Origin of the sequence: Massilia sp. (genome assembly GCF_032106685.1) — a bacterium.
Lineage (GTDB): Bacteria > Pseudomonadota > Gammaproteobacteria > Burkholderiales > Burkholderiaceae_D > Telluria.
This window is the reverse complement of record NZ_DAMCPG010000002.1, coordinates 137,383-151,336: the sequence shown is the minus strand read 5'-3', so window position 1 is coordinate 151,336 and position 13,954 is coordinate 137,383. Positions and strand designations below refer to the sequence as shown.

At 69.7% G+C, this 13,954-nt stretch carries 12 protein-coding genes; 1 reads left to right on the top strand and 11 read right to left on the bottom strand.

What is annotated here, in order from left to right; all coding sequences use genetic code 11:
• Nucleotides 1-4: 4 nt before the first annotated feature.
• From RT688_RS02525 to RT688_RS02505, 5 genes are all read right to left on the bottom strand, one after another.
• A complete protein-coding gene (locus RT688_RS02525; RefSeq protein WP_313703270.1) occupies nucleotides 5-466 on the bottom strand; it encodes a YetF domain-containing protein in 462 nt (153 codons plus the stop codon).
• A 108-nt stretch (nucleotides 467-574) separates the two neighbouring features.
• The gene (locus RT688_RS02520; protein WP_313703269.1) at nucleotides 575-988 is read right to left on the bottom strand and encodes a hypothetical protein; all 414 of its coding nucleotides are present in this window, start codon (nucleotides 986-988) and stop codon (nucleotides 575-577) included.
• A gap of 202 nt (nucleotides 989-1,190) precedes the next feature.
• Nucleotides 1,191-1,874 (bottom strand): response regulator, encoded by a 684-nt coding sequence (locus RT688_RS02515; protein WP_313703268.1) that lies wholly within the window; start codon nucleotides 1,872-1,874, stop codon nucleotides 1,191-1,193.
• Nucleotides 1,871-3,460, bottom strand: a complete 1,590-nt coding sequence (locus tag RT688_RS02510) for an ATP-binding protein (protein WP_313703267.1) — start codon at nucleotides 3,458-3,460, stop codon at nucleotides 1,871-1,873. Before RT688_RS02510 ends, RT688_RS02515 begins: the two co-directional genes overlap by 4 nt.
• A gap of 120 nt (nucleotides 3,461-3,580) precedes the next feature.
• Nucleotides 3,581-5,872: a catecholate siderophore receptor Fiu gene (locus RT688_RS02505; protein ID WP_313703266.1), complete on the bottom strand. Its 2,292-nt coding sequence runs from the start codon at nucleotides 5,870-5,872 to the stop codon at nucleotides 3,581-3,583.
• A 233-nt stretch (nucleotides 5,873-6,105) separates the two neighbouring features.
• On the opposite strand from RT688_RS02505, the gene RT688_RS02500 reads away from it, so the two are divergent.
• On the top strand, nucleotides 6,106-7,278 hold the full coding sequence (locus tag RT688_RS02500; protein WP_313703265.1) for a glycerophosphodiester phosphodiesterase: 1,173 nt from the start codon (nucleotides 6,106-6,108) through the stop codon (nucleotides 7,276-7,278).
• 80 nt (nucleotides 7,279-7,358) lie between these two features.
• Here the strand turns inward: RT688_RS02500 and RT688_RS02495 are convergent, their stop codons facing one another.
• The 6 genes from RT688_RS02495 to RT688_RS02470 form a co-directional block, all read right to left on the bottom strand.
• On the bottom strand, nucleotides 7,359-8,978 hold the full coding sequence (locus RT688_RS02495; protein WP_313703264.1) for a hypothetical protein: 1,620 nt from the start codon (nucleotides 8,976-8,978) through the stop codon (nucleotides 7,359-7,361).
• 268 nt (nucleotides 8,979-9,246) lie between these two features.
• Entirely contained in the window at nucleotides 9,247-10,593 is a 1,347-nt protein-coding gene (locus RT688_RS02490) for a sulfite reductase subunit alpha (RefSeq protein WP_313703263.1), read from the bottom strand.
• Nucleotides 10,590-11,621: an FAD:protein FMN transferase gene (locus RT688_RS02485; protein ID WP_313703262.1), complete on the bottom strand. Its 1,032-nt coding sequence runs from the start codon at nucleotides 11,619-11,621 to the stop codon at nucleotides 10,590-10,592. Before RT688_RS02485 ends, RT688_RS02490 begins: the two co-directional genes overlap by 4 nt.
• A gap of 31 nt (nucleotides 11,622-11,652) precedes the next feature.
• Nucleotides 11,653-12,474 carry a DUF4198 domain-containing protein gene (locus RT688_RS02480; RefSeq protein WP_313703261.1) on the bottom strand — a complete coding sequence of 274 codons (822 nt, stop codon included), beginning with the start codon at nucleotides 12,472-12,474 and terminating at the stop codon, nucleotides 11,653-11,655.
• A gap of 29 nt (nucleotides 12,475-12,503) precedes the next feature.
• The gene (locus tag RT688_RS02475; protein WP_313703260.1) at nucleotides 12,504-13,019 is read right to left on the bottom strand and encodes a DUF2271 domain-containing protein; all 516 of its coding nucleotides are present in this window, start codon (nucleotides 13,017-13,019) and stop codon (nucleotides 12,504-12,506) included.
• A gap of 16 nt (nucleotides 13,020-13,035) precedes the next feature.
• Nucleotides 13,036-13,698 carry a PepSY-associated TM helix domain-containing protein gene (locus RT688_RS02470; protein ID WP_313703259.1) on the bottom strand — a complete coding sequence of 221 codons (663 nt, stop codon included), beginning with the start codon at nucleotides 13,696-13,698 and terminating at the stop codon, nucleotides 13,036-13,038.
• Nucleotides 13,699-13,954: the final 256 nt, after the last annotated feature.

Here is a 13,954-nt window from a genome sequence, read left to right as displayed (position 1 = left end):
CAATTCATTTCTTCTTCTGGATCGTGATGTCGCCGTCGGCTTCGAGGAAGGCCGTTTGCATGTCCTGGCGCGCGCAGTCCGCCGCGCGCAGGGCCTGTTCGAGGTCGGCCTCGGTGATGTGGCAGCGCCGCACGATCTTGTCGAAGAACTGGCCGTCGCGCCCGATCAGGACCGCGCTGCCGTCCAACACTTTCGCCATGGCGCGGCTGTTTGCCGACAGCATGGCGACGGCGGTGTTCAGCGCCAGCAGCGTGGCCGCGATGATCAGGCCGCCGCCGAGCGAATTGTCGCCGCCGGTCATCGAGTTCGACACCGCTTCCGACAGCAGCAGCATGACGATCAGGTCGAACGGCGTGAACTGCCCGACCGTGCGCCGGCCCGAGAGGCGCACCATCACCAGCAGCGCCAGGTAGACGACCGCCCCGCGCACGATGAACTCCCACCACGGCAAATCCATGTCGAACATACGGCCTCCGGCAATGACGAACTGATGGGCTCATTCTAATCAAGCCGGCAACAGGATGCCGCCCGTTTCGGCTGAGCCGGGGTTGGCGCTGGAGGCCTGCGGCAGCGCTCAGCCGTGGCGGTAGCTGCGCAGCCGGAAGACGGCTTTCCCGCCCATCCGCTCGCACAGGCCGCTCATCGTCTCGTCCGGGCCCAGCTGGACCGTGACCGCGCTGCCGTTCGCCTTGCCGGCGCAGGCGGCGTGGGCTTTTGCGGGAATCTCGGGCAAGGGAGGCGGTGCCGGCGGCGCGGGCAGCGCGGGAGGCGCGGGCACTGGCGGCAGCGGTGCGATCGCCGCCGTCATGTTGCCGGGGACGGGGACTGCGGGCGCGGGCGGCGGCGCTGGCGGGGCCGGTGGCGCCGGCGGGGCGACACAGGGGCCGCTGCCTGCCGGCCGGCAGTCGACGCGCACCGCCGCTTCGCCGGCGCCGGCGGCGCACAGCAGGGCAAGGAACAGGCTTGGGCCAAGTAAACGGATATGCATGGTGTTTCCTCCTTCGGTCCGGCGCGACCGGGTGTCGCGCCACACAGCCATGGTGCGCGCGAAATGTGGAGGAAAAATGGAGACCGCCTGTCCAAAGGGCGCCTGACAAAACCTTCAGAGCAAGGGATACGGCCATCCAGCGCGGCGACGAAGACAGTACGCCTGTACGGCGAGGAGCTGCAATGCAGCTATGGCGGTTTTGTCAGGCGCTCTGAAGCTCGAAGCGGTAGCCGACGCCGTAGACCGAGGCGATCGGATCGAGCCCCGGCGCGAGGGCATCGATCTTGCGCCGCAGGTTCTTGATGTGGCTGTCGATCGCGCGGTCATGGATGTCGAGCTTGTCCTGGCAGGCCAGTTCCAGCAGCTGCGCGCGCGAGAACACCTGGCCGGGGCGCCGCGCCAGCGCCGCCAGCAGGTCGAATTCGCTCGGCGTCAGGTCGAGCGGCGCGTCGCGCACGAGCGCGCGGCGGCTGGCGGCGTCGATGGCAAGGATCTGCTCCGGCCGCGGCGCCGGCGCCTGCGCCCGTGCGCGGCGCAGGATGGCCTGGATGCGCGCCACCAGTTCGCGCGGGCTGAACGGCTTGCACAGGTAGTCGTCGGCGCCCAGCTCCAGGCCCAGCAGGCGGTCGATTTCCTCGACCCTGGCCGTCACCATGATGACCGGCACCTCGGATTGCTCGCGCACGGCGCGGCACAGGGACAGGCCGTCGAGCCCGGGCAGCATCAGGTCGAGCACGACCAGGGCCGGGGTGTCGGCACGGATCGCGGCCAGCGCCAGCGCGCCGTCGCCGAACACGGTCGGGACGAAGCCGGCCGCGCGGACGTAGTCGGCCATGAGGTCGGCCAGCGCCGGTTCGTCCTCGACGATGTAGATGGCGGCGCTCATGGCGCCTCCAGCGCGAACGAGAGCGTGGCGCGCAGGCCGCCGAGGGGCGAATGCGCGAGCCGGAGGTTGCCGCCTTGCGCCTCGACCAGGCGCAGGCACAGCGCCAGTCCCAGTCCGGCGCCGCCGCCGGCGCGGCTGCGCGAGGCGTCGACGCGGTAGAAGCGCTCGCCGAGGCGCGCCAGCGCATCTTCCGGGACGCCGGGTGCGCTGTCGTCGAGGCACAGGTGCAGCCGGTACCCTTCGATGCGCGCCGACAGCGCGGCCCGGCCGCCGGCCGCCGTGTAGCGCAGGCTGTTTTCCAGCAGGTTGCGCAGTACCTGGCGCATCCGGTCCGGGTCGGCGGCAATCGTTGCGCGCGCCGGCGCGGGTTCGAGGTCGAGCGCCAGGCCGGCCGTGGCGAAACGCTCGCGGTAGGCCTGCGCTTCCTGGACCGCGAGCCGCCACAGATCGACCGGTTCGCGCCGCAGATCGAGCGCGCCGACGTCGGCGCGCGCCAGCGTGTACAGCTCGTCGATCAGGCGGTTCAGGGCCAGCACCTGGCGCAGCATCGCCTCGACGTGAGGCGGGTCGGCGCTGCGCACGCCGTCCTGGACCGCCTCGAGCTGGGCGCGCAGCACCGCCAGCGGCGTGCGCAGTTCGTGCGAGGTGTCGGCCACCCACTGGCGGCGCGCCGCCTCGGCGCTGGCCAGGCGGCTCGCGAGCATGTTGAAGTGGCCCGCCAGTTCGCCCAGCTCGTCGCTGCGGTCCTGGGGCAGGCGGGTCTCGAAACGGCCTTCGGCGAGCGCGCGGGCGCCGTCGGCCAGGCGCCCGATCGGACGCCGGAAGTGGGCCGCCAGGAAGGTGGCGGCAAGCGCGCTGAGGACCACGCCGGCGGCGGCGATCGGCCACAGGCTGGCGCGCAGCTGGTCCAGGAAGGCCGAGGCCAGCGCGTCGGTGGGACCCTCCGCCGGCGCCACGGCGAGGTAGCCGACCGTCTGGTCCTCCACCAGGATCGCGCGGCGCGCGAGCGGCACGGCGCCCGGCTGCAGGCCGGCGAGCCAGTCGCCTTGCGCGTCGAGCAGGGCGACGCGCTGGTCGAGGCTGTACGGGCTGCCGACGCCTGTGACGACGATGGGAGGCGGGGGCAGCGGCGGCAGCGGCGGGGCCGGGGGCGCGGGCGGCGCCGGCGCGGCAGGGGTGGCCGGGCTTGCCCGGGGAGGCTGCGGCACGCTGGAGGGCGCAGAAGGGAGCTCAGAAGGGAGCGCAGCGGGGGCGGGCGCAGCGGGAGCCGGCAACGGCGCGTGCACGCCCGTCTCGCGTTCCGCCTGCAGCCTGCGCAGTTCGCCCGCGATCCATCCGCGCTTGTCGGCCGACGGTACGAAGTCCCAGCCGCCGTGGCTGACGTAGCGCCGGGCCAGGTCGCCGTTGAGTTCCGCGAGCCGGTCGAGTTCGATCTCGGTCGCATAGGCGCCGAAGGTGTGCAGCACGTTCTGGCGCAGCAGGACCACGGCGCTGGCCGCCACGGCCAGGATGGCCAGCAGGACCGAGACAAACAGGCGTAGGCCGATCGAGATCTTCAAGGAGGCGCCGGGGCGGGTTGAAAGCATTCCATTCTAGGCGAAGGCGCGGCCCGGGTCATCAGGGGCGGAGGACAAAATGAAAAACGCCCTGCGCCGGGTGGCGAGGGCGTTGGCGAGGGTGTTGGCGAACCCCGGGGGCGAATGCGCTTAGAAGCGGACGTTCGCCGTCAGGCTGGCCGAGCGCGGCGTGCCCGGGTTGTAGCGGTAGCCGCTCTTGTTGATGCTGGCGACGTAGCGCTCATCCGCCAGGTTGTAGACGTTCAGGCGCAGGTCGACGTTGCGGTTGATGGCGTACGAGGCCATGGCGTCGAACACCCAGTACGACTCGGTATAGGCCGGGGTGCCGACCGCGCCGTCGGTGCCGCGCAGCAGCTTGTCGCTGAAGCGCGCGCCGCCGCCGATCTTCAGGCCCATCGGCAGCTGGTAGGAGGTCCACAGCGTGAACGACTGCTTCGGCGTGTAGGTGAGCTGGTTCTCGCCGTTCGCGGTGAGCAGGCGCCCGGCCTCGACGTTCGTGTCCAGGTAGAGGTAGCCGGCGCTGACCATCCAGTTGCGCGCCAGTTCGCCGGTGGCGCCCAGTTCCACGCCCTGCACGCGCTTCCTGCCCGACTGCGACCAGGTGAGGTCGACCGGATCCTGCTCGACCTCGTTCTTCACCTCGCTGCGAAACAGCGCGGCCGTCAGGCCCAGCTTGCCCCAGAACAGGTCGAGCTTGCCGCCGACCTCGGTGGTGAGCGTCTCCTGCGGATCGTAGATCGGGTTCTGGGCGCTGTTCGCGTTGCCCGACACCGTGAAATTCGAGCCCGGCGGCTGCTTCGAGCTGGCCGCCATCGCATAGACGCTGCTGTTGGCGGTCGGCTTGTACAGCACCGACAGCTTGCCGTTGACGACCGTGTCGCCGACCGTGAAATGGGTCGGCACCAGCACGTTGTTAGTCAGCGCGACCACCGTGTAGTCGCCGCTGTAGTGGTCGGCGCGCAGGCCGGCGTTGACGATCCACTGTTCGCCGAACTTGATGGTGTCGAAGGCGTACAGGCTCTGGGTGTCGATTTCGCCCTGGTTGTAGGCGCCGGTGCGGCGCGGCGCCAGGCCGGTGACTGGCACGCCCGCGTCCGGACGGTACAGGTTGGCCGCCGGCAGGGTGCCCAGGCCGGTGAGGCCATGGGTGACCTGCTTCTCGCTGGTGAACTCGATGCCGGTCACCAGGGTGTGGCGCAGGCTGCCGGTATCGAACTGCGAAGTCAGCGCGGTCTGGTTGGTCAGGATGCGGTTTTCCTGGTCCTTCACGGTGCGGGTATTGCGCACCAGGGTCCAGGTCGACGGATCGGCCGGGTTGACCAGGGTGAGGTTGGCGCCGCTGGCGAGGAAGGCCGACAGCAGGTAGTCCTGGCTGGTGCGGCCGTAACGCGAAATATTGTGCAGGCGCAAGCGCGGCGAGAAGTCGTGCTCGACGCGCACGGTGGCCATGTCGGCCTTGACCTTGTCGTAGTCGCTGTTCGAACCGTAGAAGTTCTTCGGGTCGACCGGCGCGGCGCCTGATAATTCCGGCTTGTTCGTGCGGTCGGGGCTGGTGTAGCCGGGCAGGCCCACGGTCGGCACGCCGCCGTCGGGGATGTTGTCCTGCTTGACGTGCAGGTAGTCGAGGATCACGCGGGTCGGTCCGTTCAGGCCGAAGGCGATGCTCGGCGCCACGGCCCAGCGCTTGTCGTTGACGACGTCGCGCGCCGGCCGGCCCGCATCCTGGGCCATCGCGTTCAGGCGCAGGGCGATGCCGCGCTCCTCGTCCAGCACGCGGTTGACGTCGGCCGTGACGCGCTTCTGCGAGGCGCTGCCGACGGTGGCGGAGGCGCTCGATACGTCGTCCAGGCGCGCCTTCTTGCTCACCAGGTTCACCGAGCCGGTCGGCGCGCCGCGGCCGTTGTCGGTGCCGGCCGGGCCCTTCACCACGTCGATCTGCTCGAGGTTGAAGACGTCGCGCGAGATCGAGCCGACGTCGCGCACGCCGTCGACAAAAATGCTGCCCGAGGTGTCGAAGCCGCGCATGAAGATGGCGTCGCCGGTGGTCGTGTTGCCGTTCTCGCCCAGGAAGAAGGCGCCCACGCCCGGGGTATTGCGCAGCGCCTCGGTCAGGGTGAGGGCGCCTTGCTGCTCGATCAGCTCCTTCCTGATCACCTGCACGGATTGCGCGGTGTCGACCAGCTTCTCGGTGTACTTCGGCGAGGACGGGCGCTCGGCGAGGAAGCCGCCCTCGCTCTTGCCGGCGACTTCGACCTTCGCCATCGGCACGGCGCCGGCAGCATCGTCGAAGGCCGGCGCGGTCGTCTCGGCGGCGCCCGCTGCAAGCGGCAGCAGCATGGTGGCGAGTGCGGCGCTCATCTGGACCTGGAGGCGGCTATGGGAGTGGCTGTGGGAGTGCTTTCGGCTGTTGATGGCTTGCATGGATCGTCTGTTTTTCTCTCTTGATTGTCATGAGGCCCGTCGTGCACGGGACCGGCTTGTCGAACTGAACAATATGGTAATGAACATCGACCGGAATGTAAACGATAATCGTTATCATTCGCATTCGTGATTCCGGGCGAAACGCCTGCCGGGTGAGCGCCGGCAGGCCCTTGTCACGGGCCGGTCACATGCGGAAGTTACATTTTTCGCATGATTGTCAACAGGAGCCAACCGTGCAGAAACATGTATCTTCCCGTCCTTTTTCCCGCCGCGCGATCCTGGCGCTGTCGCTCTCCTGCCTGGGCCTGCTGGCCGGCTGTGGGGGCGACCGCGACCTGGTCAACCCGGGCGCTTCCTGGCCGCCGGCGCCCACCGTGACCGCCCACCGCGGCGCCTCGGCCGTGCGGCCCGAGCACACGCTCGAGGCCTACCGCAAGGCCATCGAGGACGGCGCCGACGTGGTCGAGCCGGACCTGGTGGTCACGAAAGACGGAGTACTCGTGGCGCGCCACGAGAACGAGATTTCCGGCACCACCAACGTGGCCGACCGGCCCGAGTTCGCCACGCGCCGGACGGTCAAGACCATCGACGGCATTCCCGTGAGCGGCTGGTTCACCGAAGACTTCACGCTGGCCGAACTGAAGACCCTGCGCGCACGCGAACGCATTCCGGCCAACCGCCCGGCGAACGTCGCCTACAACGACCGGTTCGAGATCCCGACGCTGCAGGAAGTGATCGACCTGGTGCAGGCGGAGAGCAGGTCGCGCAACAAGGTGATCGGCCTCTACCCGGAAACCAAGCACCCGAGCTATTTCAAGGCGATCGGCCTGCCCCTGGAAAAGCGCCTGGTCGACCAGTTGGCGGCCGCCGGCTACCGGGGCAGGGATGCGGCGGTGTTCATCCAGTCGTTCGAGGTGGCGAACCTGAAGGAGCTGCGCGGCATGACGGCTATCCGCCTGGTGCAGTTGATCGACAACCCGGCCAACCCGCCGGCCGCGAACGGCACGCCGCGCAATGCGCCCTACGACTTCGTGCTGGCGCAGAACGGCCGCACCTATGCCGACCTGGTAACCGCCAGCGGCCTGAAGGAAGTGGCGACCTATGCCGACGTGGTGTCGCCCTACAAGGGCGTGATCATCCCGCGCAGCGCGGCGAACAACCTGGGCGCGCCGACGGCTTTCGTGGCCAACGCGCGCGCCGCCGGCCTGGCCGTGCACACCTGGACGCTGCGGCCCGAGAACCCCTTCCTGCCGGCGAACCTGCGCGCGTCGCCAACAGACTCGCCCAGCCAGCGCGGCAATGCCGTGGCCGAGATCCGCGCCTTCCTGGACGCCGGGATCGATGGTTTCTTTACCGACGACCCGGCGGTGGGGCGGGCGGCGGTGGATGGGTATGCGAAGCGGTGAGGAGCCCCGCTCTTGCAGCGCCTGCCGGTGCCTGGCGCCTGCGCGGCAATGCCACGGCCGCGCAGGTGTAGCCCCGTGAGTCAGCGGCCGGCCGGCACGCCGCTTGCTGCGACGCGCGGGCCCGGTTGCGCTGGCGCCGCAGCCGGTGCCGCTGCCGGCTGATTGAAGAACCCGAGCGGCGCGTACTGGATGGTGCTCCTGCCGGTCGAATCGGTAACGCGGACGATGATGTCGTAGTCTCCTTCCCGCGTGAAGCTGTGCTGGGCGCGCACCTCTCCGCCTCCGCGGTACGCGCGCACCGGGACCCGCTGCGGTCCCCGGCCATCGCCCCAGTCGATTGTCGCCGTATGACGGTCGCCAGGGTTGCGGTCGCGGAAGGACAGCGTGAGCTGGACCGGCCGGTTCAGGACCGGCTGGTCCAGGCCGGGCGACAGAAGCCGGACCGGCCCCAGCACCGGGGCATCGGTGCCCCCGCCGCCCCAGCGCAGCAGGACCGGGCCGGCGTTCGAATCGGCGACGATGTCGCCATTGGCGGCAATGCCCAGCGCGGAGGTCAGCACGAGCCCGGCGGGCGGATTCAGGAGCCGCGTGTTCAGGTCGACCGCGCCGGTGCCCGACCAGCGGTAGGCGCTTCTCTGCGCCTCGTTGCGCCAGGCGACGCCGACCGCGACGCCGGCGTCGTTGACGCCGTTCGCTTCGGACAGGTAGAAGGACGCGGGGTGCAGGTCGACCAGGCCGCGCGAGCGCGAGTACCGGAAGGCGCGGTAGCCGCCGCCCGGGTCGACGATGCGCCCGACCATCTCGCCTGCCGCGTTCAAGCCGACGGGTACCGTGTTCGGTCCCGGAGTCGCCAATCCTCGCCCGGGGCTCCACAGGAATGCGCGGTAGTTCGCGGTGGCGGAATCGAGCATCCCGGCGATGTCGCCGCGGTCGTTGATGTAGGTGGCGATCGCGCTGGCTCCGCCCAGGGTTCCCAGGACGCTTGGGCGATTCGCGCCGTCCCAGCGCACGGCCTGCGCGACGCCGGCAGCATCGATCGCGTAGCCGACGCTGACGTTGCGGTTATTGATGTCGATCGCATAGCTTTCGCCGTAGCCGGCGGGAAGGCCCAGCCTTGCCAGGCGGTTGGCCGCGGTCCAGCGTACCGCGCGCGCACTGCTGGCCGCGTCGCTGGCGTACGAGGCGCCAGCAATCTCGCCGTTGTTGTTGATGGCCGGGATGTAGCTGTCGGTCGCTGTACTGAACGACGGCAAACGGACCAGGCCGCGCGCGGGCGACCAGCGAAACGGCTGGAACGCCGCGGACAAGGGGTGCGCAGGGTCCAGGTAGCGCGCCAGGAAGGCCAGCTCGCCCCGGTCGTTCAGGGCGCCGAGCCGGGCCACGGTGCTGCCGGGCGCGATGGGGTGGACCAGGCGCTGGCCATCGAAGAAACCGACATGCACCCGGTTGCCCAGCCCGATATATTCGACGGCAACCTGGCCGCCCGCGTTGATCTGGGCTGTAAGGGTCTGGAACGGCACCAGGTTGACGATGCCGTAGACGTCCGGACGGGCCTGGAGCGCACCAGCGTCCTGGGCGCTGCCTGCCGCCGCTGCCGCCGTTGCCGCCGTTGCCGCGGCGGCCGGTTGGGTGTCGCCGGCGAAGCCTGCCAGGTGTGCGGCAAGCACCAGTCCGCTTGCCGCGCGAAGCGTCTTGCTCATCAAGATATGCATGTCTACCCCCGATATGGTGTTCACGCATGCGCCGTGCATGACGTTCGACCAATGTAGGTAGTCGCGGGAGGCGGGGGGCGAGTTGAATCAAACTGTGACGCAGGTATCGACTTAATAGCGACAAATCCGCGTCGCCGGCTTGGAGCGCCTAACAAAACCTCCATGGCTGCGTTGCATCGTCTCGCCGTACAGGCGTGCTGTCTGCGACGCTGCGCCGGGTGGCCGTATCCCTTGCCCTGAAGGTTGTCAGGTGCTCTTAATACACGTCGCGCCGGTAACGCCCTTCAAGCGCGAGCGTGTCGAGCGCATCGCTCCCGAGCGCTTCGATCAGCGCCTCGTGCACGCCCGTCGCCATGCCCTGCAGACTGCCGCACACGTAGATCGCCGCGCCGCGCTCGACCCAGGCGCGCAGTGCGTCGGCGCGTTCGCGCAGCAGGTGCTGGACGTAGCGCGGCCCCGCGCCGTCGCGCGAGAAGGCGAGGTCGAGGCGCGCCAGCTTGCCCTCTGACTGCCAAGCCTGCAGCTCCTCGCGGCACAGGAAATCGTGGGCGGCGTTGCGCTCGCCGAAGACCAGCCAGTTCTCGACGACGCCACTGTCGATGCGCGCTTTCAGGTGCGCGCGCAGGCCGGCAAGACCGGTGCCGTTGCCGACCAGGATCATCGGCCGCGTGGCGTTCTCGCCCAGGCGGAAGCGCGCGTGGCCGCGCACGCGCAGGGCGATCTCGTCGTCAAGGCCGGCGTCGAGGCACAGCCAGCCGGATGCGGCGCCGGCGCTGCCGTCGGCATGGCGCTGCAGGCGCACCAGCAAGTCGATCCGGCCTTCGCCCGGGATCGAGGCGATCGAGTATTCGCGCGGCAGATCCGGGTCGGTGGGTGCGCTGACCTGGACCAGGTCGCCCGCTTCCCAGGCGGGCAGGGCGGCGTCGAGCGGCCCCAGGCAGATGCGGTACAGGGGCGCGCCGGCGCTGCCCGGATTGAGCAGGGTGCGCTCAAGGATGCGCCACTTGCCATAGGCCGGCGCCTCCCAGTCGGGGGCGTCGCTGGTGCCGGCCAGGTGGCTGAGCTGGTGCTGCCAGCCGGCGATCGCATCGGCGTTGCCGCGGTCGACCTCGATGCGCTCGAACAGCGGCGTGGCGCCGCGCCCGCGCAGCCAGGCGTCGAGCGCGCGGCCGAAGCCGCAGTAATTCGTGTAGCTGCTGTCGCCCAGTGCCAGCACGCCGTAGTGCAGGCGCGACAGGTCGGCGTCGCCGGCCATGGTCACGCCGGCGAAGCGCGCCGCCGCGTCGGGGGCGTCGCCTTCGCCATAGGTGCTGGCGACGAACAGGACGCGGCTGGCGCCGGCGAGCAGCTCCGGCGTCAGCGCGGAGATGCACAGCGCGCGCGCATCGAGGCCGCCCGCGGCCAGGGTGGCGGCGGTCTGCACGGCCAGGTATTCGGCGTTGCCGGTCTGGCTCGCGTGCACCACCAGCCAGTCGGCGCCGCCTTGCTGCAGCGGACGGCGGGAACTGGCGCGGGCGCGCCAGATGGCGGCGCACATCGCCAGGTAGCCGCCGGACAGGGCCAGCGCGCCGCCCAGGCGCATGGGGTCGATCGTCAACGTCATTGCAGCAGGTCGCGCCAGGCGGCGGAAGTGTGTTGGACCAGGCCGCCGTCGCGCCGGACCAGGTAGCGGGCGGCGATGCCGCGCGTGTCGGCGAAGGCGATGCCGTCCTCGGCGCCCATCACGGTCAGCGCGGTCGAGAGCGCGTCTGCCGCCATGCAGGTACTTGCCACCACCGTGCAGGAGGCGACGCGGTTGGCGATCGGATGGCCGCTGCGCGGGTCCAGCGTGTGCGACACGCGGCGCGCGCCCTGGTGGAAGTAGTTGCGGTAGTCGCCCGAGGTGGCGACCGCCAGGCCATGCAGGGCGGCGACGACCTGGCCCGGGGCGGCGCCGGCGTCGGCGCCGGCGTCCGGACCTGCATCAGGCAGGCCCTCGATCTCGACCCACCACGGCTCGCCGCCGGGCTTGACCCCGGCGCCGCGCAGTTCGCCGCCGACCTCGACCAGGTAGTGGCGCACGCCGGCCTGCTCGAGGCAGGCGCCGAGGCGGTCCACGGCGTAGCCCTTGGCGATCGCGGAAAAGTCGAGTTGCGCGCTGCCCGGCTGCAGCAGGCGGCGGCCCGCGCGGTCGAGCCGCGGCGTGGCCTCGGCGCGCCGCGCCAGCGCATCCGCCACGGCGCTTGCCGAAGGCGGCGCGAAGCCGGCGTGGCTGTGACGCCGTGTCGGGCCGAAGCCCCACAAGGAAACCAGGGCGCCCGCGGCCGGGTCGTAGGCGCCGGCCGTGTCTTCATGCACCCGCAGCCCGAAGTCGATCACCTCGAAGAACCCGGATGGCAGCGCATGCCAGCTGCCGGCGTCCGCCCGGTTATAGCGCGACAGCAGCGAGTCCTCGTCCCAGTGGCTCATCTGGGCCACGATGGCATCCAGCTCGCGCTGGAGCAGGGCGTCCAGGTCCGCCGTCACGGCGGGCGGCAGCGCCATCCGGGCCGACCAGCTGGTGCCCATGGTGAGGCCGCCGGCCTCGCGCAGCCGGCTGCCCGGGGCGGGCAGGGCCAGGTCGATCGCGTGGGGGACCAGGACGTCGCGCATGCTGCTTTACCGCTTGGCTGCTGGCCGCTGCTTAGTGCGGCAGCACTTCGAAGGTGGCCGCGTAGGTGTAGCGCTTGGCGCCCGCCTGCGGCTTGTCCTTGGCTTCGCCGTGCGGGTAGGCGGCGCTGAGCCAGTACATGTTCGGCGCCGTCACGGTGAACGAGGCTTCGCCCTTGGCGTCGGTGCTCAGGCGCTGCTCGCCGGCGGCGCTGCGGTACTTGGCGGTGCCGCCGATCACGCTGAACGGCAGGTTGGCGGCAGGCTTGCCGTCGAGCTGGAAGCGCACGCGGATCGGTTCGCCGACGCGCAGGTCGGACGGATGGGTGACCGGGATCATCTCGAGGCCGACGCCGCTCGGTTTCAGCGCGGTCTCGTTCATCTTGTTGGCCGAGACGAAGGTCTCGATGCGCGCCAGCGTGTTGGTGGTCTGGACCTCGGTGGCGCCGGCCGGAACCTGCGCGGCCGGGCTGCCCTGGGCGCCGCGGAAGCGCTTGGTCTCGCCGTTCAGCTTGTAGCTGCCCATCACGTTGTTGTTGACGATCGCCAGGCGGTAGGTGCCGTCCTTCGGCAGGCGCAGGTCGAGCGTGCTGCGGAACTTGCCCAGCACGGCGCCTTCGGCCTTGGTCGTGACGCCATCCGGATCGGTGACCGTCAGGTTGTCCAGGCGCAGCGGGGCATGGTTGAACTCGAACAGCTGGTTCGAGATGCCGGCGTCGAGCGAGACCCAGGCTTCCTTGGCGTCCACCATGGCGCTGTTCGGCAGCAGCCAGGGGCTGTGCGCCTGGGCCGACAGCGAGAGGCCGGCGAACAGCAGGCCGAGGGCGATGGTCTTGGTGAGGCGGGGTTGTTGCATGCTGTGCTCCTGTCTTGTTGTCTGGTTTGTCATTGCATCTGGAGCGACACGGCGCCCAGTTCGTCCTTGCCCGCCGCGCTGGCGTTCAGCTTGCCCTTGCCGGTCCAGTTGAATGGCAGCTTCACGACTTCGCGCCCGCCCGATTCGCGCGCCGCCTCGACCACCAGCGTGTAGTCGCCGGCCGGCAGCTTGTCCAGGCCGTAGCGCGCGGCGTCGAATTTCATCGTGTGCGCACCCGGCGGACGGGTCGCACCGCTGACGCCGTCGATCGGCATGGTGGCGTCGCGCCCGGCCTTGCGCCACCAGCTGCGCAGGTCCTTCAGCCACTTCTCGCCCTCGCGGTTCTTCAGCTTGAGGTCGTACAGCACGGCCAGGCTGGAGGCCACGCTCTGGTCGGCGCGCTCGATCCAGATCGCGACGTAGGGCTTGTGGTATTCGGCCACGTTCAACCGCGGCAGCTCGAACTTGACGGACAGGTCGGCCGCCAGCGCGCTGCTGGTGACCAGCGGCAGCGACAGGACGGCGAGCGATGGGGACAGTTTCATGAATGCCTTCTTCATATCAGTGAACGAATAACAGCGCGAGCACGGCCGGCAGCACGATGCCGAGGCCGATCACGGGCCAGGTCGACGGCCGGTTGGCCGCGTGGTATTTCAGGATCAGGAAGCCGGTGATGCAGAACACGACGCAGGCGAGCGCGAAGATGTCGATGAACCAGCTCCACACCGGTCCGGTGTTGCGTCCCTTGTGCATGTCGTTGAGCCAGGAGATCCAGCCGCGGTCGGTCTTCTCGTATTCGGCCTTGCCGTCGACGCCGATGCGCAGCCAGGCGTCGCCGCCCGGACGGGGCAGGGCGACGTAGGCGTCCTCCTCGGTCCATTCGGCGGCGCGGCCGCGCAGGTCGACCGGGAAGGCGGCGCCGGCCCAGCTGGCGATGCTGTCCGGCAGCGGCGCTTCGGCGTCGGCGTGTTCCTCGGCGAAGGCCCGCAGTTGCGGCAGCAGCGCCGGCGGGACGCTGGCGGCCAGTTTCGTGACCTCGGGCGTCGCGCCGATCTGGGCCGCGTGATTCAGGGTGAAGCCGGTGATACTGAAGAGCAGCATCGCCATCAGGCAAATTGCCGAGCTGATCCAGTGCCATTGGTGCAGCTGTTTCAGGTAGACGGCGCGGCGGGCGCCGGGGAGGGCGCCTGGCGTTGCTGGGGAAGATGGTCCGCTTGAGCTCATCCTCAAATGATAACGATTATCATTTACCTGGTCAACAGGGCGATGCGGCGCGAAATGTGGCTTTACAATTAGAAATAATTAATTTCTACCCTCAGAGCCCGCCTCGTCACTGCGCTTGCGTTACAATGTTGCGGGCCAGGTTTGCCTATGCCAGGCAGCCAGGACCCCTTTGCCTTGTAATACGTCCTTCCCCCACAACTTGATGTAGTAAGTGCGATCCGCTAACCGGTCAGGCCGTGTCGCGGAAGGTTAGATT